At 71.5% G+C, this 21,238-nt stretch carries 22 protein-coding genes; 10 read left to right on the plus strand and 12 right to left on the minus strand.

The features are described 5' to 3' along the window. Nucleotides 1-77 precede the first annotated feature (77 nt). Nucleotides 78-470, plus strand: a complete 393-nt coding sequence (locus ABFJ78_RS04500) for a hypothetical protein (protein WP_436384385.1) — start codon at nucleotides 78-80, stop codon at nucleotides 468-470. Here ABFJ78_RS04500 and dusB read toward each other — a convergent pair. Both dusB and ABFJ78_RS04510 read right to left on the minus strand, forming a co-directional pair. Further along, on the minus strand, nucleotides 391-1,530 hold the full coding sequence (dusB, locus tag ABFJ78_RS04505) for a tRNA dihydrouridine synthase DusB (RefSeq protein ID WP_436384386.1): 1,140 nt from the start codon (nucleotides 1,528-1,530) through the stop codon (nucleotides 391-393). The genes ABFJ78_RS04500 and dusB overlap by 80 nt on opposite strands. 37 nt (nucleotides 1,531-1,567) lie before the next feature. Beyond that, a complete protein-coding gene (locus ABFJ78_RS04510) occupies nucleotides 1,568-1,948 on the minus strand; it encodes a hypothetical protein (protein ID WP_436384387.1) in 381 nt (126 codons plus the stop codon). 88 nt (nucleotides 1,949-2,036) lie between these two features. Between ABFJ78_RS04510 and ABFJ78_RS04515 the strand changes: the two genes are divergently transcribed. From ABFJ78_RS04515 to ABFJ78_RS04525, 3 genes are all read left to right on the plus strand, one after another. Continuing rightward, on the plus strand, nucleotides 2,037-2,999 hold the full coding sequence (locus ABFJ78_RS04515) for a Gfo/Idh/MocA family protein (RefSeq protein WP_436384388.1): 963 nt from the start codon (nucleotides 2,037-2,039) through the stop codon (nucleotides 2,997-2,999). Nucleotides 3,000-3,044: 45 nt separating this feature from the next. Then, nucleotides 3,045-4,862 carry a DUF2339 domain-containing protein gene (locus ABFJ78_RS04520; protein WP_436384389.1) on the plus strand — a complete coding sequence of 606 codons (1,818 nt, stop codon included), beginning with the start codon at nucleotides 3,045-3,047 and terminating at the stop codon, nucleotides 4,860-4,862. Between the two features lie 67 nt (nucleotides 4,863-4,929). Then, nucleotides 4,930-5,322: a TIGR03667 family PPOX class F420-dependent oxidoreductase gene (locus tag ABFJ78_RS04525; protein ID WP_436384390.1), complete on the plus strand. Its 393-nt coding sequence runs from the start codon at nucleotides 4,930-4,932 to the stop codon at nucleotides 5,320-5,322. Nucleotides 5,323-5,325: 3 nt separating this feature from the next. Here ABFJ78_RS04525 and ABFJ78_RS04530 read toward each other — a convergent pair whose 3' ends face one another. Both ABFJ78_RS04530 and ABFJ78_RS04535 read right to left on the minus strand, forming a co-directional pair. Further along, nucleotides 5,326-5,934: an N-acetyltransferase family protein gene (locus ABFJ78_RS04530; RefSeq protein WP_436384391.1), complete on the minus strand. Its 609-nt coding sequence runs from the start codon at nucleotides 5,932-5,934 to the stop codon at nucleotides 5,326-5,328. Next, nucleotides 5,931-6,458: a DinB family protein gene (locus ABFJ78_RS04535; RefSeq protein ID WP_436384392.1), complete on the minus strand. Its 528-nt coding sequence runs from the start codon at nucleotides 6,456-6,458 to the stop codon at nucleotides 5,931-5,933. Before ABFJ78_RS04535 ends, ABFJ78_RS04530 begins: the two co-directional genes overlap by 4 nt. Nucleotides 6,459-6,514: 56 nt before the next feature. Here ABFJ78_RS04535 and ABFJ78_RS04540 point away from each other — a divergent pair, with 56 nt between their 5' ends. Both ABFJ78_RS04540 and ABFJ78_RS04545 read left to right on the plus strand, forming a co-directional pair. Continuing rightward, nucleotides 6,515-7,480, plus strand: a complete 966-nt coding sequence (locus tag ABFJ78_RS04540; protein WP_436384393.1) for a helix-turn-helix transcriptional regulator — start codon at nucleotides 6,515-6,517, stop codon at nucleotides 7,478-7,480. Between the two features lie 61 nt (nucleotides 7,481-7,541). Continuing rightward, the gene (locus ABFJ78_RS04545; protein ID WP_436384394.1) at nucleotides 7,542-8,030 is read left to right on the plus strand and encodes a DUF6328 family protein; all 489 of its coding nucleotides are present in this window, start codon (nucleotides 7,542-7,544) and stop codon (nucleotides 8,028-8,030) included. Here ABFJ78_RS04545 and ABFJ78_RS04550 read toward each other — a convergent pair. Then, complete coding sequence (locus tag ABFJ78_RS04550; RefSeq protein WP_436384396.1) at nucleotides 8,006-8,389, minus strand: VOC family protein; 384 nt, start codon at nucleotides 8,387-8,389, stop codon at nucleotides 8,006-8,008. The genes ABFJ78_RS04545 and ABFJ78_RS04550 overlap by 25 nt on opposite strands. 79 nt (nucleotides 8,390-8,468) lie before the next feature. Here ABFJ78_RS04550 and ABFJ78_RS04555 point away from each other — a divergent pair, with 79 nt between their 5' ends. Continuing rightward, on the plus strand, nucleotides 8,469-10,286 hold the full coding sequence (locus tag ABFJ78_RS04555; RefSeq protein ID WP_436384397.1) for a LamG-like jellyroll fold domain-containing protein: 1,818 nt from the start codon (nucleotides 8,469-8,471) through the stop codon (nucleotides 10,284-10,286). A 101-nt stretch (nucleotides 10,287-10,387) separates the two neighbouring features. Further along, nucleotides 10,388-12,637 carry an RNA polymerase recycling motor ATPase HelR gene (gene helR / locus ABFJ78_RS04560; RefSeq protein ID WP_436384398.1) on the plus strand — a complete coding sequence of 750 codons (2,250 nt, stop codon included), beginning with the start codon at nucleotides 10,388-10,390 and terminating at the stop codon, nucleotides 12,635-12,637. A 52-nt stretch (nucleotides 12,638-12,689) separates the two neighbouring features. On the opposite strand, the gene ABFJ78_RS04565 is transcribed toward helR, so the two are convergent. Together ABFJ78_RS04565 and ABFJ78_RS04570 are read right to left on the minus strand one after the other, a co-directional pair. After that, nucleotides 12,690-13,166 carry an Lrp/AsnC family transcriptional regulator gene (locus ABFJ78_RS04565; RefSeq protein WP_086677247.1) on the minus strand — a complete coding sequence of 159 codons (477 nt, stop codon included), beginning with the start codon at nucleotides 13,164-13,166 and terminating at the stop codon, nucleotides 12,690-12,692. A gap of 153 nt (nucleotides 13,167-13,319) precedes the next feature. Further along, complete coding sequence (locus ABFJ78_RS04570) at nucleotides 13,320-14,708, minus strand: FAD-dependent monooxygenase (protein ID WP_436384399.1); 1,389 nt, start codon at nucleotides 14,706-14,708, stop codon at nucleotides 13,320-13,322. A 63-nt stretch (nucleotides 14,709-14,771) separates the two neighbouring features. Here ABFJ78_RS04570 and ABFJ78_RS04575 point away from each other — a divergent pair, with 63 nt between their 5' ends. Further along, nucleotides 14,772-15,392, plus strand: a complete 621-nt coding sequence (locus ABFJ78_RS04575) for a TetR/AcrR family transcriptional regulator C-terminal domain-containing protein (RefSeq protein ID WP_436384401.1) — start codon at nucleotides 14,772-14,774, stop codon at nucleotides 15,390-15,392. Here ABFJ78_RS04575 and lysA read toward each other — a convergent pair. Continuing rightward, a complete protein-coding gene (lysA, locus tag ABFJ78_RS04580; protein WP_436384402.1) occupies nucleotides 15,370-16,713 on the minus strand; it encodes a diaminopimelate decarboxylase in 1,344 nt (447 codons plus the stop codon). The genes ABFJ78_RS04575 and lysA overlap by 23 nt on opposite strands. 196 nt (nucleotides 16,714-16,909) lie before the next feature. On the opposite strand from lysA, the gene ABFJ78_RS04585 reads away from it, so the two are divergent. Next, nucleotides 16,910-17,893 carry an RNA polymerase subunit sigma-70 gene (locus ABFJ78_RS04585; protein ID WP_436384403.1) on the plus strand — a complete coding sequence of 328 codons (984 nt, stop codon included), beginning with the start codon at nucleotides 16,910-16,912 and terminating at the stop codon, nucleotides 17,891-17,893. Nucleotides 17,894-17,935: 42 nt separating this feature from the next. Here ABFJ78_RS04585 and ABFJ78_RS04590 read toward each other — a convergent pair whose 3' ends face one another. From ABFJ78_RS04590 to ABFJ78_RS04605, 4 genes are all read right to left on the minus strand, one after another. After that, nucleotides 17,936-18,118, minus strand: a complete 183-nt coding sequence (locus ABFJ78_RS04590) for an RGCVC family protein (RefSeq protein ID WP_436384404.1) — start codon at nucleotides 18,116-18,118, stop codon at nucleotides 17,936-17,938. Beyond that, complete coding sequence (locus ABFJ78_RS04595; protein WP_436384405.1) at nucleotides 18,115-19,152, minus strand: fatty acid desaturase family protein; 1,038 nt, start codon at nucleotides 19,150-19,152, stop codon at nucleotides 18,115-18,117. The genes ABFJ78_RS04590 and ABFJ78_RS04595 overlap by 4 nt, the downstream gene beginning before the upstream one ends. Nucleotides 19,153-19,627: 475 nt before the next feature. After that, a complete protein-coding gene (locus tag ABFJ78_RS04600; protein WP_436384407.1) occupies nucleotides 19,628-20,533 on the minus strand; it encodes a dihydrodipicolinate synthase family protein in 906 nt (301 codons plus the stop codon). Continuing rightward, entirely contained in the window at nucleotides 20,530-21,225 is a 696-nt protein-coding gene (locus tag ABFJ78_RS04605) for a GntR family transcriptional regulator (RefSeq protein ID WP_436385381.1), read from the minus strand. The genes ABFJ78_RS04600 and ABFJ78_RS04605 overlap by 4 nt, the downstream gene beginning before the upstream one ends. Between the last annotated feature and the right edge of the window lie 13 nt (nucleotides 21,226-21,238).

The raw sequence follows: 21,238 nt of genomic DNA on the forward strand, positions 1-21,238 counted from the left end.
CGGTGAGGGGTTCGGGACGGATGCCGTCCGCCACGACTTGGACCTGACAGATGTCACGCCTGCGTCGTCGGGTCCGCATGGGAACCTTCTTGCGCGTCACGATCGGCCTGCAGACTCTCGCGCTCTTCTTCTCCGCCGTCACCGCCGGTCTGCTGCTCACCACCAGATCCGGCCACCCGCTGCACAGCGCGGCGGCCTACACCGTGTTCGTCGTCGCGGTGGTGCAGGTCGTCGCGGCTGTCCTCGCGTGGAAGCCCGGTGGCGGCTCACCGCGGCCGATCCTGTTCGCGGTGGTTTTCCTCGCGCTCGTGCTGGCGCAGGTCTTCCTGGGGATCGCGCACGTCAAGGTCGTGCACGTGCCGCTGGGGGTGGTGCTCTTCGGGGTGAGCCTCAGCCGCCTGAGTGCATGTCTTCCGCCTCGGGGACGCAGCCGTCGTCCGGGTCGTCGAGCCAGCCGTGTGGCAGCGTGACCTTGCCCGGGGAGCCCTGACGTCCACGCGGGCCCGTTGCCGCCTCGGGGAAAGGTGCGTCGTGGTCGAGCTGGGCGATCAGGTCGTCCAGCTGGTCCATCGACGACACCATCGCGAACCCGCGACGCAACTCCGAGCCGACCGGGAAGCCCATCAGGTACCAGGCCATGTGCTTGCGGATGTCGCGCATGGCCTTGTCGTGGCCGTCGTGCTCGATGAGGAGTTCCGTGTGGCGGCGCAGCACGCGGGCGACCTCGCCGAGGTTCGGCGGGGTCGGCAGCGGGCGGCCGGCGAAGGCCGCTTCCAGCTCGCCGAACAGCCACGGGCGGCCCAGGCAGCCGCGACCGACGACGACGCCGTCGCAGCCCGTTTCGGCGACCATGCGGAGGGCGTCGTCGGAGCTGAAGATGTCGCCGTTGCCCAGCACCGGGATGCTCGTGACGGCTTCCTTCAGCTCGGCGATCTTCGTCCAGTCGGCCTGGCCGGAGTAGCGCTGCGCGGCGGTGCGCGCGTGCAGGCTGACGGCGGCCGCGCCCTCGGCTTCGGCGATGCGGCCGGCGTCGAGGAACGTGCGGTGGTCGTCGTCGATGCCGATGCGGAACTTCACCGTGAACGGCACGTCACCCGCCGCGCGAGCGGACTCCCGGACGATCGCCTCGAACAGCTTCCGCTTGTACGGCAGCGCTGCCCCGCCGCCCTTGCGCGTCACCTTCGCGACCGGGCAGCCGAAGTTCGAGTCGACGTGGTCGGCGAGCCCCTCGCCGACGATGATCCGGACCGCTTCGGCCATGGTTTTCGGGTCGACGCCGTAGAGCTGCATGGACCGGGGCTTTTCGTTGGCCCCGAAGGTCATCATGTGCATGGTCCCGGGGTGCCGTTCGACGACGGCTCGCGCGGTGATCATTTCGCACACGTAGATGCCGGCGCCGTACTCGGCGCACAGCTGGCGGAAGGCGACGTTGGTGATGCCGGCCATCGGAGCGAGCACGACGGGAGGATCGACCTGGTAGGGGCCGATCTTCAGGGCGGGCTTGCTCAGGGTGGCGGTCACGTCCTCCATTGTCGCCTGTGGTGTCGATCACGTCGACCAGGGGCGGTCAAGCGACGAGGTCGTCCCAGCGGACCAGGACCGCCGTCGCCAGGAGGCCGGCCACGATGATCTTGATCAGGACTGCTCCCGTGGTCAGCCCGGTGAGCGCCGTGAAGTCCAGCAGCACGCTCGCCACGAACGCCCCCGCCAGCACCTGCGCGCCCCAGCGGCGCTTGAAGCCGAGCGCGACGACCGCGACCAGCTGGATCGCCGTCGCGAACGCCGACAGCAGCAACCACGGCGAACGGTCGGAGTCGTTCGCCAGGACGCGGATCTCGGCGATCAGGAGCACCAGCGTGCCCAGGCCGAAGACGACCAGCATCACCGGCAGGAAGATCCGGCCGGCACCGACGGGGGTGGCGCGTTCGGGCACACGGCGACGGGGCACGGCGAGCCTCCGCTCGACTCGGGAACCTCCACCGTGCCCGACCGCGCGGCGGGCACCCACCGTGCTTTTGCCGACATAGGGTTCCGGCATGACCGACAAGCCCCTGCGCTGGGGAATCATGGGGACCGGCGGCATCGCCGGGGCCTTCGCGGACGACCTCGAGCTGACGGACTCCGGAGTCGTCACGGCCGTCGGGTCGCGTACGGCCGAGAGTGCCGACCGGTTCGCGGACGCGCGCGGTGTGCCGACCCGCCACGGCAGCTACGAAGCCCTCGCCAACGATCCTGACGTCGACGTCGTCTACGTCGCCACTCCGCATCCCCTGCACCACGGCAACGCGCGGCTCGCGCTCGAAGCCGGCAAGCCCGTGCTGGTCGAAAAGCCGTTCACCATGAACGCCGAAGAGGCGCGGGACCTCGTCGCGCTGGCGAAGGAACGGAACCTCTTCCTGATGGAAGCCATGTGGACGCGCTTCCTGCCGCACATCCGGCGCATCCGGGAGCTGCTGCCGAGCCTCGGCGACGTCGTCACCGTCGCCGCCGACCACGGGCAGTGGTTCGCCGAAGACCCCGCCTTCCGGCTCTTCGCGCCCGAACTCGGTGGTGGCGCGCTGCTCGACCTGGGGATCTACCCCGTCTCCTTCGCGTCGATGGTCCTCGGCACGCCCGACCGGGTCGCCGCCATGGCGACCCCCGCCTTCACCGGCGTCGACGCGCAGATGTCGATGCTGTTCGGCTACCCGAGCGGTGCGCAGGCCGTGCTGAACTGCACGTTGAGCGCCGTTTCGCCGACCACCGCGGTCATCGTCGGCACGGACGCGCGCATCGAGGTCGACGGCCCGTTCTACGCTCCCGCGTCCTTCACGCTCGTCCCGCGCGAAGGCGAGCGGGTCCGCCACGAGTACGTCGACGAGGGCCGTGGCCTGCGGCACCAGGCCGACGAGGTCGCGCGGCGGCTGGCGGCCGGTGAGACCGAAAGCCCGCTCATGCCGCTCGCCGAGACCGTTTCCATCATGACGACCATGGACCGGGTACTCAGCGCGGTTGAGTAGTGCTACGGATCCGCTGGTGGGCCGTGGTGAGTGACGCTGTCCGGTATGACCACCGAAGCAGATGTGCTCCTCCGGCTCGCCGGCGAGATCGACGACTTGGGGCGTCGTCTCGCCGTGGTGGGCTCCGAACTGCGTTCCGTCCGTGTTGAGCAGCCGAAACCTGCCGAACAGCCGGCTGAGCAACCTCGGCAAGCCGTGCCGCCTCAGCCTCAGCCTCAGCCCCAGCCCCAGCCCCAGCCTTGGCCGCACCCGACGCCGCCGCCGTGGCCGCAGAGCCCCTGGCAGCCGCCCCGGCAGCAGTACGTCCCGCCGCCGTCGCCCTACCTGCCGCCCCCGCCGCGGCCGACGCTGGGCGAAAAGCTCGGCAAGGAAGGCGCCGGCAGCCGTGTGCTGGCCTGGGTCGGCGGTGCCGTCACGCTGCTCGGCGTCGTCCTGCTGCTCGTGCTGGCCGTCCAACGCGGCTGGCTCGGGCCGCTGCCGCGCGTGCTCGTCGGGGCCGCCTTCGGGCTCGCGCTGACCGGGGCCGGCGTCTGGCTGCACCGCAAGCCCGCCGGCCGCACCGGGGCGTTCGCCCTCGCCTGGACCGGCATCGCGACGCTCTACCTCGACGTCGTCGCCGCGACGACGCTGTACGACTTCCTGCCGGTGCTCGCCGGGCTCGCCGCGGGCCTCGCGGTCGCCGCCGGCGGGCTGCTCGTGGCCGTGCGGTGGGAGTCGCCGCTGCTGGCTTCCGTCGTCGTCCTCGGGTGCGCCGTCTGCGCGCCGATGATCACTCGCGGCTTCAGCGCCGAACTCGTCGCTTTCCTGCTGATGGTCCAGCTCGCGACGGTGCCGGCGCAGCTGCGCCGCGACTGGTCGTCCCTGACGCTCGCCGCCGGCGTGCCGCCGCTGTTCGCGTCGGTCGTCAGCACCGCGGTGGTGCACAGCAGCCGGCCGAACACCGCCGCGGCGCTCGGCGCGGGGCTCGTCGGCGTCACGCTCGCGCTCATCGTCCTGCGCCGCCGCGAGAACGACCCCGCCGCGCTTTCCCTGCTGGCGACGGCGATCCTGCCGACGCTCGTCGCGGCCGTGCTGCTGCCCAAGGTCCAGGCGGTGCCCGTCGCGGCCGGTGCCGGGATCGTCCTGCTCGCCGTGTGGGCGGCGCGCCGCTGGTGGCCGGGCCTCGCCGGGCAGCTGGCCGGGCTCGCCGGGCTGCTGGCGATCCTGCAGGCGACCGTCACGCAGTTCGACGGCCCGGCCCGCGCCGCCGTGCTGCTAGGCGAGGCGCTGCTGCTCGTGGTGGCCGCGCTGGGCGGGCGCAACAAGTTCGCCTTGGGCGCCGCGCTCGGCTTCGCGACGATCGGCGGCGTGATCGGCGTGTTCTTCGACGTCACCCCCGTTTTGCTGATGGTGTACCGGATCCGGCCGGCCGGCGACGTCGCCGGTGCGCTCGCCGTCGCCGCGCTGCTCCTCGCGGTTTCGGTCGCGTTGCCATGGGCGGCGCTGCGCCTCGAGGTCTTCCGCGGGCCGGCCGACGACCTGCCGATCTGGCTGGTCGCCGGGGTTTCCGCGCTGTACGGTGCCGCCGGGGTCGTGCTGTGCGGGTCGCTGCTGGCCGTCCCCGGCCGCACCGGCTTCCTGCTCGGCCACGCGCTGATCACGGTGTCCTGGACGATCGCGGCGCTCGTGCTGCTCCTGCGCGGCATCGACGTCGTCGCGCTGCGCGTGATCGGCCTGGTCCTGGTCGGCGCCGCCGTGCTCAAGCTGGTGCTGTTCGACCTGGCGACGCTGGACGGCCTCGCGCGCGTCGGCGCGTTCCTCGGCGCCGGACTGGTGCTGCTCGCGGCGGGGACGCGGTACGCGCGGCGGGTCGCCTCGCGCTGACGCGGGAAGAATTGTCGTACCCCTGTGGTTACCTGGGTCACATGCCCGACGACCAGGGGGACCACCGATGACCCAACCGAACCTCGCCGACCGGTCCGCGGAGAGGATCGCCTGGCTGACCACCGTCACGCCGAAGGGGCGGCCCGCACCGCGACCGGTGTGGTTCGTCCTCGACGGCGACGACATCCTGGTGTTCAGCAAGCCCGACACCGCGAAACTGCGGCACATCGAAGCCAACCCCGAGGTGAGCTTTCACCTCAACGGCAACGAAAGCGGCGGCGCGATCCTCGTCGTGAACGGCAAGGCGCACATCGAAGCCGGGAAGGCGTCGGACGCGCCCGGCTACCTCGACAAGTACGGCCCGGCGTACGCCGCCATCGGGTTCGAGACGCCCGACGCCTTCGACGCCGAGTACTCCGTCCGCATCCGCGTGGTGCCCGACCGTTCCTGGGGGTGGTGAGTATCAGTCCACTGTAGACAACTCAATACGCATGACCACGCGTCGCGGTGTGGGGTGGCTGACTTCGGTGAACCCGGCGTCGGCGAACACCTGACGGGCGCCGACGTGCAGTTCGCCCCACGTGATCTCCTTGCCCGGCTGGGTGATCATCGGGTACGCCTCGAGTGCGCGCGCACCGCGCTCGCGGGCGAAGCCGATCGTCGCCTCGGCCAGCGGGTAGGTGAGACCGCGGCCGCGGTAGTCCTTGCGGACGGCGAAGCACGTCACGGCCCAGACGCCGTCGTCGTCCTTGTCCTCGGCACGGCCGGACCACGGGACGCGCGAGCCGCGCAGCTTGGGGTAGGCGGTCCGCGGCTCGACGGCGACCCAGCCGGCGGGTTCGCCGTCGACGTACGCGACGAGCCCGCTCGTGGCGGCATCCCGGTCACCGCACCCCGTCTGGCTTCGCAGCATGGCGGTCCGCTGCTCCTGCGTGGAGTCGCGCCAGAACCAGCCGGCGATCTTGAACCGCTGGCACTGGCAGCGGCCGGGGTAGTCGGCGGTGCCGAAGATCGCGACGAGGTCGTCCCAGGACGCCTCGTTGGCGGGGACGACCTCGACGTCGGCTGTCATGCCGGCGCGTCCTCGCCGACGAGACCGTCGACGGCTTCGCGCAGCAGGTCGGCGTGGCCGGTGTGGCGCGCGTACTCCTCGAGCATGTCGACGATGATCCGTCGCAGGTTCGGCGTCCGCCCGTCGGGCCAGGAGACGGCGCCCGGAAGGCCACCGTCGCCCTCGGCCAGCGCGGCGGCGACCATCGCGCGTGACCGGGCGACGGCGGCGTCCCAGAGGGCGTAGAGCTCGGACGGGCTGTCGCCGGCGGCCGTCTGCCACTCGGTGTCCGGCTCGGCGGTGTCCCACGGCGGCCCGATCGGCTCACCGCGCAGCCGGACGGCGAACCACTCCGCCTCGACGAACGCGAGGTGCTTGAGCAGCCCGCCGAGCGTCATCGTGCTCGCCGCCGTGGTGGCGCGCAGCTGGTCCGCGTCCAGGCCACCGCACTTCCAGGCGAAGGTGCGCCGGATCCGGTCGAGGGTGCTGAGCAGGGTCGCGATCTCGTCGCCGTCCACCACGACGGTCGCGTAGGAGTCGGTCATGGCCGCGCAGCCTAGGATCGGTTCCGGACGATCCACTTCCGGAATCGAGAATTCCCATGGCGGACGACACGAGCCCGACGGCGCGGGCGCTGCGCACGCTGGAGCTCATGCAGGCCGGTCCGGGCATCACCGCCGAGCGGCTGGCCGGCAAGCTCGGCGTGTCCGAACGCGCCGCGCGGCGCTACGTCGGCATCCTGCGCGAGGCCGGCATCCCGGTCGTGGCCACCCGCGGGCCGTACGGCGGCTACCGGCTCGGGCGCGGCCTGCGGCTGCCGCCGTTGACGTTCAGCCCCGCCGAGGCGCTCGGCCTGGTCATGGCGGTGCTCGACGGCCACCACGACGCCCGGGACGCCGCCACCCTGGTCGGCGGCGCGCTCGGGAAGATCGTGCAAGCCCTCCCGGAGGGAGTCGCCGCGCAGGCCGAGGCCGTCCGGCGGACCGCCGCGCCCGCCCCGGACACCGCCGCCGCGCGGCCCGACCCCGACACCACGGCGGCCCTCGTGCACGCCTGCGCCGACCACCGGCGGGTCCGGCTCGGCTACCGCTCCGAGGCGGGCAAGGAGTGGGCCGGCGAGGTCGACCCGTGGGCGGTCGTCGTCCGCCACGGCCGGTGGTACCTGCTCTGCCGCACCCACCCGAAGGGCGCGCGGCGCGCGTACCGGATCGACCGCGTCCGCAGCGTCGAGATCGGCGACGACACCTTCGAGCCGCCCGAGGACCTCGATCCCGTCGCGACGGTCGAGGAGCACCTCGCCGTCGGCTGGGAGTACGACGTCGAGGTCGTGGTCGACGCGCCGCTCGACCGCGTGGGCCGGTGCCTGCCGCGCGCCGTCGGGAAGCTCGAGCGCGTCGACGACGGAACGACGCGGCTGACCGGCAGCACCAGCAATCCCGCGTGGTACGCCGAGCAGCTCGCCCGGGTCCCGGCGCCGTTCCGGATCGTGCGGTGCCCCGAACTCCGGGACGCCGTCCGCGTCCTCGGGCAACGGTTGCTCGCGGCCACCGAAAGTCCCCGTTCCTGAGCGGAAAGCAACCTTCGTTTCCCAGCGGGTGGCCGCCGGGGAGTCCACGTATCGTTTTTCCGTGGCCGAACACACCGGCGAGACCCGCAACGAGCAGCTGACGCGCAACGTCGGCGAGCTGCTGCAGGAGCTGCGTGTCGCCCAGGCGGGCGTGCAGATCCTCTTCGGTTTCCTGCTTTCGGTCGTGTTCACCGACCGCTTCCACGACGCCAGCGGGTTCGAGAAGTCGCTGCACCTGTCCGCGGTGGCGCTCGCGGTGGCCGCGACGGCGCTGCTGACCGCGCCCGCCGCGTGGCACCGCCTGCTCTTCCGCACCGGGAGCCGCGAACGGATCCTCACGGTCGGCAACCGCCTGGTGCTGGTCGGGCTGGTCTGCCTGGCCCTGGCGATCACGTCGACGGTCGCGCTGATCGCCAAGGTGGTCTACGGCGAGATCGCGATGGTCGTCATGGGCGTGCTGTGCGTGCTGATCTTCGGCATCCTCTGGTTCGCCATGCCGCTGCGGCTGAACCCCGAGAACGGCGATCAGCCGACGGGACCGCCCAAGTAGAGCGTGTCCTCCTGGACGAAGCAGAGCGGGTTGCCGAACGGGTCGTCGGCGTAGAAGGACCGTTCGCCCCAGAACTGCGTCTCGATGGCGTCGTCGATCCAGCGCGGACCGGCGCCGCGCACGCGCTCGAACGTCTCCTCGACGTCGTCGACCGCGAGGTAGACGATCCGCGGGTCCTTGCGCGGCCGCGGTTCGCGGTGTTCGAGCGGTGCCTCGACGCAGGCGAGCACCACGCCGCCGCAGGTGAAGTAGTGCCGGTTGACCGAGATCCGCTCGCCGGGGTCGCCGAAGACGGCGGCGTAGAAGGCGACCGCGACCTCGATGTCGTCGACGGGCTGGATCAGCCGGAAGACCCGCATGCGCGCACAGTACCGCTGTTCATCCCGTGTTCGGCGGCAGTTGCCGGGGCGGTCGGCCGGCGCCCGTAGCTTCCCGCCCGTGACTGACACTTCTCGCCGGACCTTCCTCCTCGGCGCCCCGGCCGTCGCCGCCGCGGCGACCCTGCCGAACGTCCTCGGCGCGCCGGCCGCCCAAGCACAGGGCCCGCACCGCCCCGACGCCGAAGATCCGCGCTTCACGCTCGTGGTCATGCCGGACACGCAGTACCTGTTCGACGAGGACCGCGGCGACGCGGCCCCGCTGGACGCCTCGCTGCGCTACGTCCTCGACGAGGCGGATGACAACGTTGTCTTCCTCGCTCACCTCGGAGATCTCACCCAGAACGGCCGCGCGGACGAGTTCGCCCGCATCAGCAAGTCGTTCCAGGCCCTCGACCGGCGCCGGTTCCCGTACAGCACGCTCGCGGGCAACCACGACATCGACGGCTCGAAGGACGACCAGCGCGGCCCGTCGCCGTACCTGGACGCGTTCGGTCCGCAGCGGCAGCGCAACTCGCCGACGTTCCGCGGCGCCTCGAAGGACGGCTACAACACCTTCCACGTCTTCCGCGGCGGTGGCCGTGACTGGCTGCTGCTCGCCCTCGACTGGCGGCCCTCGGCCGGCGGCTTGAACTGGGCGAAGCAGGTCCTCGCGCAGCACCCGACGCTGCCCGCGATCCTCACCATCCACGAGCTGGTCTGGGCCGACGACGACGCCCAAGCGCAGTTCTCCACCTTCGGCGAAATGGTCTGGAAGGAGCTGGTGAACGGCAACGACCAGATCTTCCTGACGCTGAACGGCCACTACTGGCCGACCGGGCGCACGGTCCGCAAGAACGCCGCCGGGCACGACGTCCACGTCCACATCGCCAACTACCAGGACCGCTACTACGGCGGCAGCGCGATGGTCCGGCTCTACCAGTTCGACCTCGCGCGCGGCGTGATCGACGTCCGGACGTTCTCGCCGTGGCTCGCCGCGCAGGACCGCCTCAGCGAGATGCAGCGGATCGAGGTCGAGCGCAGCGGCACCGCCGACTACTTCAGCCTGGAGATCGACTTCGCCGAGCGCTTCCGGGGCTTCGCGCCGGTGCCGGTCCCGCCGGGACGTCCGGCGAAGCAGCTGCTGGTGCCGGGCACGGTCGCCTACTGGCGCTTCGAAGGCGGTCAGGACGGCAAGCCCGTGCCGGACAACGTCGTCGTGCGCGACCAGACCGGGCGCGGCAACGACCTCACCCGCGTCACCGCGCCGGGCAGCGGCCCGGACGCGCTGAAGTTCTCGAGCGAGTTCTCGCCGCGGCAGCCGTCGCGGGCGAGCCTGCGGTTCGACGGCGGCCGCGACCCGAGCCGGGGCGCGTACCTGCGCACGGTCGACACGGCGCCGATGAACAAGCTGAAGTTCGAACGCGGCTACACCGTCGAGGCGTTCTTCTGGCTGCCGGCGAACTTCAAGGACGGCCACCACGGCTGGTGCGGCCTGTTCGCCCGCGAGGGCAGCGGCGCGGCAGCGGGCAAGACCGGCGACGACCCGAAGGAATCGGCCGCCACACTGTCCCTTTCGGACGGTGGCGAGCTGCAGTGGGCGGTGTTCCCGTTGAACCAGGACCGGATCTCGACGAACTGGGGCCACGAGCTGCCGGTCGAGAGGTGGTGGCACGTCGCGGTGGTCAACGACGGGCGGCGCACGGTCGTGTACGTCGACGGCTGCCCGGTGGTGCGGAACCCGGCCACGCCGGCGGTCGGGCTCGCGAACCCGGGCGGGTCGTGGCTGGTCGGCGCGTCGTCGTACGACAGCAAGGTGGACCGGAGCTTCGCCGGCTTGCTGGGGGACGTGCGGGTGGCCGACCGGCCGCTGAACCCGCGTGAATTCATGCTGGGCTGAGGCCCTTGACAGCGGGTGGACAATAAAAAATCGACGTGCCTTCCGATTGAAATAGGAAGACCCGTCGAATGTAGCGTCAGTCTAACCGCTGTGAGGGGAATTTGTCAAACCAGGGGTACGACGAGGAATTGCGGGCGGAGCGCGCGTACGTCGACGGGCTGTACGCGCGCCTCGACCGTGAACGTGACGAAGCGCGCATCCGCTACGACCGCGCACTCGGGGAACCGGGGACCACGCTGGTGGAGCGGGACGCGGACGTGCGCGTCCGGGCGCGCGAGACGGTCCGGCTGAACGTCGCCGACAACGGGCTCTGCTTCGGCCGGTTGGACGCCGTTACGGGCGAAACCAGCTACATCGGCCGGATCGGTCTCTTCGACGGCGAAAACGACTACGAGCCCCTTCTGCTGGATTGGCGGGCGCCGGCGGCGCGCCCGTTCTACGTCGCCACCGCGGCGACGCCGGAAAACACCCGCCGCCGTCGCCAGTTCCACACGTTGGGGCGGAACATCGTCGATTTCACCGACGAGGTGCTCGGCCGGCCGGGCTCCGACACATTCGGGGGGTCTGGGGGGTCGTCCCCCCAGGAGAGTTTCACAGCGCGCGGCGACGCGGCCTTGCTGGCCGCGGTCAACGCGCCGCGCGGCGAGGGCATGCGGGACATCGTCGCGACGATCCAGGCCGAGCAGGACGAGATCATCCGGCTCGCCCACCCGGGGGTGCTCGTCGTCGAGGGCGGGCCGGGCACCGGCAAGACGGCCGTCGCGCTGCACCGCGTCGCGTACCTGCTCTACACCCGGCGCGAGCGGATGTCGCGCAGCGGTGTGCTGGTGGTCGGGCCGAGTCCGCTGTTCCTGGACCACATCGGCCGGGTGCTGCCGTCGCTCGGCGAGTCCGACGTCGTCTTCCGGACCACCGGCGACCTCGTCCCGGGGCTGCGCGTGACCGCCGAGGACACGCCGGAAGCGGCGCGGCTCAAGGGTTCGCTGAAGATCCTCGACGTGCTGGAGGCGGCGGTCGCCGACCGGCAGAAGGTGCCCGACGAGCCGGTGCCGGTCGAGCTGGCCGACGTCACCGTCGACCTCGACGCCGGCATCGCGGACGAAGCCCGGCTCGAGGCGCGCCGGTCCGGGTTGCCGCACAACGAGGCCCGCGCGGTCTTCCGCGAGCACGTCGTGACGATGCTGGCCGAGCGGGCCGTGGCCCGGATCGGCGAAGGCTGGCTGACCAGCGAGGATCGCGGGGCGTGGGCCGGCCTGCGCGCCGACGTCCTCGACGAGCTGGCCGGGCACGAAGGCCTCGACGCCGCGCTGGCCGCGTTGTGGCCGGAGCTGACGCCGGAGACATTGCTGGCGCCGCTGTACATGTCGCCGCGCCGGCTCGAGGCCGCCGGGGCCGACCCGGCGCTGTCCCGCGCGGACGGCGCGGCGTGGACCGTTTCGGACGTGCCGTTGCTGGACGAACTGGTCGACCTGCTCGGCCGCGACGACTCCGCCGAACGGGCCGCCGCTCGCCGGCGGGCGCGGGAGGACGCCGAGTACGCCGAAGGCGTCATGGACCTGATCAAGCTGGACCGCGAGGAACTGGACGAAGACCTCGGCCTGGTCGCCACCGACCTGCTCTACGCCGAGGACCTGGCCGGCCGGTTCGTCGAGCGGGACGCGCGCGACCTCGCCGAACGCGCGGCCGCCGACCGCGACTGGACGTACGGGCACGTCGTCGTCGACGAGGCGCAGGAACTGTCCGAAATGGACTGGCGGGTGCTGATGCGGCGGTGCCCGAGCCGCTCGTTCACGATCGTCGGCGACCTGGCGCAGCGGCGCAGCCCGGCCGGGGCGACGGCGTGGGGACCGGTGCTGGCGCCGTACGTCGCCGACCGGTGGGTGCACCGGGAGCTGACCGTCAACTACCGGACCCCGGCGGAGATCATGACCGTCGCCGGCGGGCTGCTCGCCGAGTTCGCGCCGGACGCGCGGCCGCCGGAATCGGTGCGCGCGTGCGGGATCCGGCCGTGGGCACGGCGAATCGCCGATGGCGAGCTGCGTGACGCCATCGACGAGTTCGTCCGCGACGAAGCCGGGCGCGAAGGCACCAGCGTCGTCATCGGCCCGCCGGGCGTGCCCGGCACCGTCCCGCCGTCGGCGGCCAAGGGCCTGGAGTTCGACGCCGTCCTCGTCGTCGAACCGGAGCGGATCCTGGCCGGAGGCGCGCGGGGCGCGGCCGAGCTGTACGTCGCGCTCACCCGCGCGACGCAGCGCCTCGGTGTGCTGCACCGGGATCCGCTGCCGGCTGTGTTGTCGGGGCTCGCCGAAGCGGGCTCGCCGGCGCGCGCCGGGCACCGGCGGTTCCTGTAGCGGCCTCGTGAGTGAGAAACAGTGTCCAACCCTGTTTCTCACTCACGAGCGGCTACGCCGTGAGCCGGCCCCAGGCGTAGTTCTGCTTGGCCAGCTTGAGGTAGACGAACAGCTCGGTCCCGGACACGCCGTCGATCTTGCGGATCTCTTCGCCCAGCACCTCGAGCATGTGGTCGTCGTCCCGGCAGACGAGCTCGGCCAGCAGGTCGTAGCGCCCGGCGCACAGCACGACGTAGTGCACGTGCGCGAGCTCGGACAGCTTGTCCGCCACCTCGCGCGGATCAGCGCCGTCGACGCTGATGCCGACCATCGCCTGGCGCGTCAGATCGACGTTGACCGGGTCGGTCACCGCGACGATCTGCATGAGGTCGTCGCGCAGCAGCCGCTGCACGCGCTGGCGGACGGCTCCCTCCGAAAGCCCCACCGCCTTCGCGAGCGCGGTGAACGACGCGCGGCCGTCCTGCTGCAGCAGGGCGATGAGCGATCTGTCCGTGTTGTCCAGTCCGCGCGCACGTGAATCGTCACCCATGCCGTCCCTCCCTGTGTTTCGGCATGTGATTTGTCAAGTGCGCAGCGTATCGAGACCTGACCAGAAAGCGAGACCCCTGCCGCAGCTTCACGTGATCCGGCGCCAGGATCGTGATTTGCCGAGGATTCGGTGGCTGAGGGGGAAACTCACGAGTCATTCCGAGGCGGTTTGTGCGCCGCTCTGGAACCAGGTGTTCAACGCCGTCGCCGGCGAGCCTTCGCCTGCCCACGCGATGACGCCGTCGGGGCGCAGCAGCAGCGGGCCGGTGTTCGTCACGCGGACGACGTCGACCCGCGGTTCGGTCACGGGCTCGGTCGTGAGCAGGAGGCCGCGGCCGGTGCGGGTGTGCTCGTGCAGCCGGGACGTGCGGCCGTGCTCATCGACGATTTCGAAGTCCGGGCAGTGCTCGCCGACCGGCTTTCGGGCGGGGTAAGGGAACTCGTAGCGGGTGTTGACCCCGGACAGGAGGTCCGCGAAGTACTTGTTCGCCTCGGGCAGGTCCATCAGCTCCGCGACGATCTCGCGCAGTGCGTCGACGTGCGGGCCCGGCGCCAGCAGAGCGGACTGCGCCCGCGTGTTGCGTAGCACCGCTTCGCCGGCGGGGTGCCTCTCGCGCGTGTACGTGTCGAGGAACGCTTCGGGCTTGTCGCCGCGGAGGACGGCGCCGAGCTTCCAGCCGAGGTTGAGCGCGTCGAGCAAGCCGAGGTTGAGGCCCTGGCCGCCGCTGGGCGAGTGCACGTGCGCCGCGTCGCCGGCGAGGAAGACGCGGCCGCGGCGGTAGTCGTCGACCTGGCGGGCCTGGTCGCCGAACCGCCGTTCCTCGCGGAACTCCTCGACGACGACGTCCGCGCCGGTGATCCGCCGGATGCTCGCGGCGAAGCCGGCCGCGGCGACCGGCTCCGGGTTCGACGCGGGTTCGGTGATGCCGACCATGCTGCCGCCGTGCAGGAAGGCGCCCCCGGCGTACCGCCCGGCCGGCGGGACGGCCCCGGCGAACCGCGCCTGTCCGGCGACCGTGCGCAGCAGCGCCGGCGTGCCGGGGAAGGCGAAGCCGGCCAGCTTCCGGACGGCGCTGCGGCCACCGTCGCAGCCGACGACGTACTTCGCGCGCCACGTCCTTCCGGCGGTCACGGTGACACCGTCCACATCGGACTCCAGGGCGGTGACCTCGTGGCCCCGCAACACCCGGACGCCTTCGGCGTGCTTGGCGAGGACACGCTCCAGTTCGGGCTGCCAGATGTTGGTCCGGGGGCGGTCTTCCCGGGGCTCGATCTTGAAGATGTTCGCGAAGTGGCCGCGGGTGGTGCCGTGGTCGCGGGCGAGGTCCTTCGTGCCTTCGACGTCGGCTTCGGCGAGCTGGCGGCCGAGACCGCGTCGCCAGAGCGCCTCGGTCGCCAGCGCGCCCAAGCCGCGTGCCTTCGGCTCTTCGGACGGCTCGGTCAGCCGTTCCAGGACCAGGGGTTCGGCGCCGGCCAGCTTGAGTTCGGCCGCGAGGAACAGGCCCACCGGGCCCGCACCCACGACGATCACGTCGGCATCCACGGTTCCTCCTTAACTAGTTAAGGGCTAGGATGTCCTTAACTAGTTAAGGCGTCAAGGAGGAGCATGTCGCTGGACGTCGACGGCGCGGTGCGCGTCGCGCTTCGCCTGCTCGAAGCCGAGGGGCTGGACAAGCTGACCGTCCGGCGGCTGGCGACCGAGCTGGGCGTCAAGGCACCCGCGTTGTACTGGCACTTCCGCAGCAAGCGCGCGCTGCTCGACCACATGACGGACGCGATCGTCGCGCCGGTGGTCGCCGGGCTGCCTTCGTCGGGGCCGTGGCTCGAGTGGCTCGAAGACGCGGGCTTCGCGCTGCACACGGCGTTGCTCGCGCACCGCGACGGCGCCCGCGTCGCGCTGGGCGCGGACCTCACCGTGGCCCGCGCGCTCGGCGAGGTGGCCGAGCGCGCGGTAGGCGTGCTGCACGACGCGGGCTTCCCGCTCGGGGAGGCCACCCGCGCGGCCGGGGTGCTGGTGCACTTCGTGCTGGGGCGGGCCGTCGAAGCCCAGACACGGCCGTCGCCTTCCGAAGAGGCCGCGGTGATCGCGTCGGAGTCGTTCCCGTTTCCGCTGATGGCGCAGGGGTTGCGGGAACGCGCGGGATCGACGGTCGACGACGACTTCCGGTACGCGCTCGGCGTGCTGCTCGCCGGGTTGGCGGTGGCTAACCGAGGTCGCGGCGGCTGAGGTCCTCGTCGGTTTCGCGGCGCACGAGCAGCGTCGCGACGCCGTCCTTGACGCCGACCAGCGGCGGCCGCCCGACCTGGTTGTAGTTCGAGGCCAGCGAGTGGTGGTACGCGCCGGTGCACGGGACGGCCAGGAGGTCGCCGGCGTGCAGGTCGCCGGGCAGGCCGATGCCGTCGGCGAGGACGTCGCCGGATTCGCAGTGCCGGCCGACGACGGTCATCGGGACGCGCTTTTCCTTGGAGCGGCGCCCGATCAGGCGCGTCGTGTACCGGGCGCCGTAGAGCGACGGGCGGGCGTTGTCGCTCATGCCGCCGTCGACCGCGACGAACGTGCGGCTGCCGCGCTTGACCGCGCACACGCGGTACACCGTGATCCCGGCCGGCCCGACGATCGCCCGGCCCGGCTCGATCGTCAGGCGGGGCATCGGGAATCCGTGCGCCGCGCACTCGTAGGCGAGGGCGACGCGCAGCCGTCGCGAGTAACCGCCGAGGTCGAACGCGGGCTCGCCGCCGACGTACGGCACCGCGTGCCCGCCGCCGAGGTCGAGCTCCCGCAGCGTGACGCCGTGGGTGTCGCGGAGCCGGACGAGCACTTCGGCCATCCGCCGCGCGGCCGCCTCGTACCGGTCGATTCGGGTCACCTGGGAGCCGATGTGGCAGTGCAGGCCCTGAAGTCGCAACCCGGGTTGCCTTTTCACTGCCTCGACGGCGGCGTCGACGTTGTCGGGAACGCCGTCGAGGAGCGAGAAGCCGAACTTCTGGCCTTCGGTACCGGTGCTGATCGACGCGTGCGCCCCGGCCGCGACGCCCGGCGTCACGCGGATCATCACCTGCTGCCCGCCGTGCGCGAGCGCGCCGAGCTGCTCGATCTCGTCGAGCGAGTCGACGATGATCCGCCGGACGCCGTACTCGAGAGCGGCCTTCAGGTCTTCGGGCGTCTTCGCGTTGCCGTGCAGCAGCATGCGCTTCGCGGGGAAGCCGACAGCGCGCGCGACGGCTATCTCGCCCGCGGAGCAGGTGTCGAGCGACAACCCCTCTTCGGCGACCCAACGCAGTACGGACCGCGTACACAGCGCCTTGCTCGCGTACGCGACTTCGACGTCCGGCAGCGCTTCGCGGTATTCGCGGGCGGTGTCGCGGACCTGCTGCTCGTCGAGGAGGTAGGACGGCGTCCCGAAGCGGGCGGCGAGGTGACTGACCTTCGCGCCGGCGAAGAGGAGTTCGCCGTCTTCGCCGAGTCGGGTGCTTCGCGGCCAGACTCCTGGCTCGAGGTGATCGGCGGCTTCGCAGCCGAGGCTGGGAAGAAGCTCGCTGAGCGTCACGGGTGCCTCCGGGCATCACGGCGGATCGGACTTCGCCAGGACACCGCTCTTCGTGCCTCCGGGGCTCACCCGTGAATGCCGTCCTGATGGGTTTCCGCCGGCCGCTGACGTGTTGTTAACGCGCGAGTAACTTCGGCCACACCCCGGTTGACCTGCGAAGAGCTGAATCTCTGCGGCGGAGGGCGTCACACGGGGCATGGTTACCGACACGATGGACGAGACGGAGTTCGCCGAGCTGACCGAGCAGCACCGGCGGGAGCTGCGGGTGCACTGCTACCGGTTCCTGGGCTCGCTGGACGAGGCGGAGGACCTGGTGCAGGAGACGTTCCTGCGTGCTTGGCGCGGGCGTGCGGGGTACGCCGGGCGGGCGAGCGTGCGGGCCTGGCTGTACAAGATCGCGACCAACGCGTGCCTGGACTTCCTGGATCGTTCGCCGCGGGCGATCCCGGTTGTCGACTTGCCGACGGCGTCCGGTTCACACCTGGCGCCCCGCCCCGCGGCAGCGGTCCCGTGGCTGCAGCCGGCGCCGGACGACCTCCTCGAAGCAGCCATCTCGCGGGAGACGGTGGAACTGGCGTTCCTCGCGGCCGTCCAGTACCTCTCGCCACGGCAACGCGCGGTACTCATCCTTTGCGACGTCGTCGGCTGGTCGGCGAAGGAGACAGCGACGGCGTTGTCGACAACCCCGGCTTCGGTGAGCAGCTCGCTTCAGCGGGCGCGGGCGGAGTTGAAGGAGCAGCTGCCTTCGCGGCGTACGGAGTGGCGCGTGTCTTCGAGCAGCGAAGAGCGCGAAGTGGTGGCGCGGTACATCTCCGCGTTGACGACAGCGGACGACGCGGCGATTGCGGCGGTGCTCAGCGAGGATGTCCGCTGCAGCCACCAGCCGGGAGCGGGCGGCCACGAGGGCCCGGAGCCGACTTGGTACAGCGGCCGGGCGACGGTCCTCGAAGGCTGGGCGCCGGTGCTGCGCGGGCCGCGGTCGATGGAGTTGCGGATGGTGCCGGTCCAGGCGAACGGCGGTCCCGGGGTGGCGACGTACCTTCGATTCGATGGGGAGTTCCGGGCGTTCGGGCTCAACGCGCTGCGGATCGTCGAAGGGCGGGTGGCCGAGGTGACGACCTTCGTGCCGGCGGTGTTCGGGGCGTTCGGCCTGCCGGCGGTGTTGGCGGAGGAGGCGTAGGCGGGAACGGCCGGGGCGGCCTGTCACGCCGCCCCGAGCCGGTCAAGCCGGCTTGTGGTCCGCCGCCGTGCCGCAGACGCAGCCTCGGTCCGCTCCCTTGCCCGCCGCCGTTGCCGCGCAGTAGCGGCGGGCTATCTCGTCGTGCGTGCCCAGTGGGTGGGGGCAGCTCGGGCAGCGCGTGCCGGATCGCGAGGCCTCGGGTGCGTCGGGCACTGGGGCCGTCATGCCGCCACCCGCGGCTTTCGCAGCGGCTCGCTCGACTCGTGGAGGTGCTGGAGCACGTACCCGTACGAACGCGCCCAGCCGCACTGGGCGTAGGAAATCCCGCGCCGCGCGCAGAAGTCGCTGACGATCACCTGCGCGTGCCTCAGGTTCGGCCGGGCCATGCTCGGGAACAGGTGGTGCTCGATCTGGTAGTTCAGCCCGCCGAGCGCGAAGTCGACGATCCGGCCGCCGCGGATGTTGCGGGACGTCAGTACCTGCTTGCGCAGGAAGTCGAGCTTGTGCCCGGTCGCGAGCATCTCCATGCCCTTGTGGTTGGGCGCGAACGAGCAGCCCATGTACAGGCCCCACAGGAACTGGTGCACCAGGATGAAGATGATCCCGGTCAGCGGCGACAGCACGATGAACACCGCGGCGAGGTACGCCACCAGGTGCGCGATCAGCAACGCCGACTCCAGCTTGCGGCGCCGAAGATCCTTGCCCAGCACCGCTTTCACACTCGAGACGTGCAGGTTCAGGCCTTCCAGCAACAGCAGCGGGAAGAACAGGAACGCCTGGTACTTCGCCACCCAGCGCAGGAAACCACGCTTCTGCGAGCTCTGCGCCTTGCTGAACGCGAGCATGGCGATGTCGACGTCCGGGTCCTCGTCCTCGTGGTTGGGGTTCGCGTGGTGCCGCGCGTGCGTCGCGATCCACCAGCCGTAGCTCAGCCCGGTGAGTCCACCGTGGACGATCCCGGTGACGTCGTTCGCCCGGCGGCCGCGGAAGATCTGCTTGTGCCCGGCGTCGTGACCGATGAAGGACAGCTGCGCGAACATCATCGCGAAGAAGGCCGCGAGGAACAGCTGCCACCACGAGTCGCCGAGGTAGGCGAACGCGACCCAGCCGCCGCCGAACGCGGCGAGGTTGAGCCCGATGCGGACCGCGTAGTACCGCCGTCGCCGGCGGAGGAGTCCCGCGTCCTTGATGAGCCGGGACAGCTCGGCGAAGTCACTGCCGGCCGTCGCGGGGGTGTCCGGAACCTGGGTGGAAGTCATTCGGCGTCACCGCTCTGGCTAAGTCGTAAAGGCTTGTCCAGCAACGGTTTCCGTCCCCGACGGGGTCCGGGTCCGGTCCGGGAAAAGGGCACTGGGGCCTGGTCGCGGTGGTACCGCGTCCTGTCCCCAGCCTCCCATCCCGCCGCCGTCATGGCAATTCCCCACCGCCTGCCGAAGAGGTGTACAGTCAGCCGCATCGGGATGAAGGTGACTTACCACACACCCGAAACGTCCCGGTCGGGCAGCTCCGGCCGGGGGACAGGAGCCGAGTCCGGGTCCGGAACCCGCTCGTACGCAACCGTGTCGGCCGATCGGCCGGCGAGCAGCCGCCCGTGGTCGCGCTCAGCGACGCCCGAGGCGCCCAATTGGGTTGCTACAGCTTGTTTCTTCCGGCGCGACTCCGGTCATCAGGTGGCTCGTCGGCGAGCCGGACTTCGGCGTCACCGCGCTCCGGCGCGCCGACGAGCCACCACCTTCACGAAAGCCCCCACGACGAAAGCAGTCCGAAGAGCCGTTCGCGTTCGGCTCCCGTCAGCAGCCGGCTCGGCGGCCGGACGTCGGGGCGGCACAGGCCGAGCTGGCCGAGCGCGTCCTTCACCACGCTGACGTTGTTCGCGTTCCCGTTCGCGGCACGCAGTTCCTCGAACGGCCGGATCCGCTCCCAGACCGACATCGCCGCCGGATAGTCCCCTGTGGACAGTGCGCGGAACATCTCCAGCGAGATCGCCGGGTCGACGTTCACCAGCCCCGACGTGAACCCGGTCGCGCCGACGGCGAAGTAGCCGGGCGCCGAGAGTTCGGCCAGGCCGGCGATCCACACGAACCGCTCGAAGCCCGCGTCCCGCGCGACCGAGCCGAACCGCACCGGGTCCGGCACGGCGTACTTCACACCGATGACGTTCGGCGCCGCCTCGCCCAGCGCCCGCAGCTGTTCGCCGGCGATCGCCGGGTTGCGGACGTAGAGCACGACACCGAGTTCGGGCACCGCGGACGCGATCGCGGCGTGGTAGTCGACCCAGCCGTCGCCCGAGATGTACGGGTGCACCGGCTGGTGGACCATGATCATGTCGGCGCCCGCCTCCTGCGCGTGCGCGGCGGCCCGCGTCGCCGAGGCGACGTCGTGGCCGATCCCGGCGAGCACACTGGCCCGCCCGGCCACGGCTTCGACGGTGACCTCCAGGCACTGCCGGGCTTCCGCCGCGTCCAGCGCGTAGAACTCGCCGGTGTTCCCGTTCGGCGTCACGACCTCGATGCCGCCGGTGACCAGCCGGTCGACGAGTTTCGCGTACGTCTGCCCGTCGACGGCGCCCTCGGCGTCGAACGGCGTGACCGGGATGGCCACCACCCCGGACAGCCGCCGCCTCTGCTGCTCGAACGTCATCGGGCTCCCTTCGTCTCGCTGCTGTGCTCACCCGGCAGGCCGCACGCGACCCGGTCGAGGAAGTCCGTGATGTGCCGGCGAAGCAGGTGTTCCGCCTGCCGGGCGTTCCCGCTCTCGGCGGCGGCCAGGATCGCCCGGTGCTCGGCCGCCTCGCCCTGCCACGTCGGGCTGATGCCCCAGCCGGTGACGGTGATCAGCGCGGCCTGGTCGCGCAGGCCGTCGAGGACCTCGACCAGCAGCGGGTTCCCGCAGCCGGCGTAGAGCGCGCGGTGGAACAGCCGGTTGGTCAGGCTCGCCTTCGCGCGGTCAGTGGCGTTCGCGCCGGTCTCGACGCCGGCCAGCACCTGCCGCGCGTCACCGAAGTCCGCGCCGCGCTCGACAGCGCGTCGGACGGCTTCGGGCTCAAGGAGCGCGCGAAGGTCGTACACCGCGTGGGCGCTTTCGGCGTCCATGACCCGGACCGCCGCTCCCTTGTACGTGCTCATCGTGACCAAACCGGAACCGGCGAGGATCCGCAGCGCTTCGCGCACCGGTGTCTTCGACACCCCGAGCAGGGCGCCCACCTCGGCCTCGACGAGCGTTTCGCCCGGCCCGAACTCCCCGCTCAAGATCGCTTCCTTGATCGCGTCGCGCACGAAATCGGTGCGCGAGACGGGCGGCGGCGGCCTCCTGGCCGAAGAAGTGCTCGCCACTGGCATGTCCGAT

The organism is Amycolatopsis sp. MEPSY49, assembly GCF_051337345.1.
Classification (GTDB): Bacteria; Actinomycetota; Actinomycetes; order Mycobacteriales; family Pseudonocardiaceae; genus Amycolatopsis.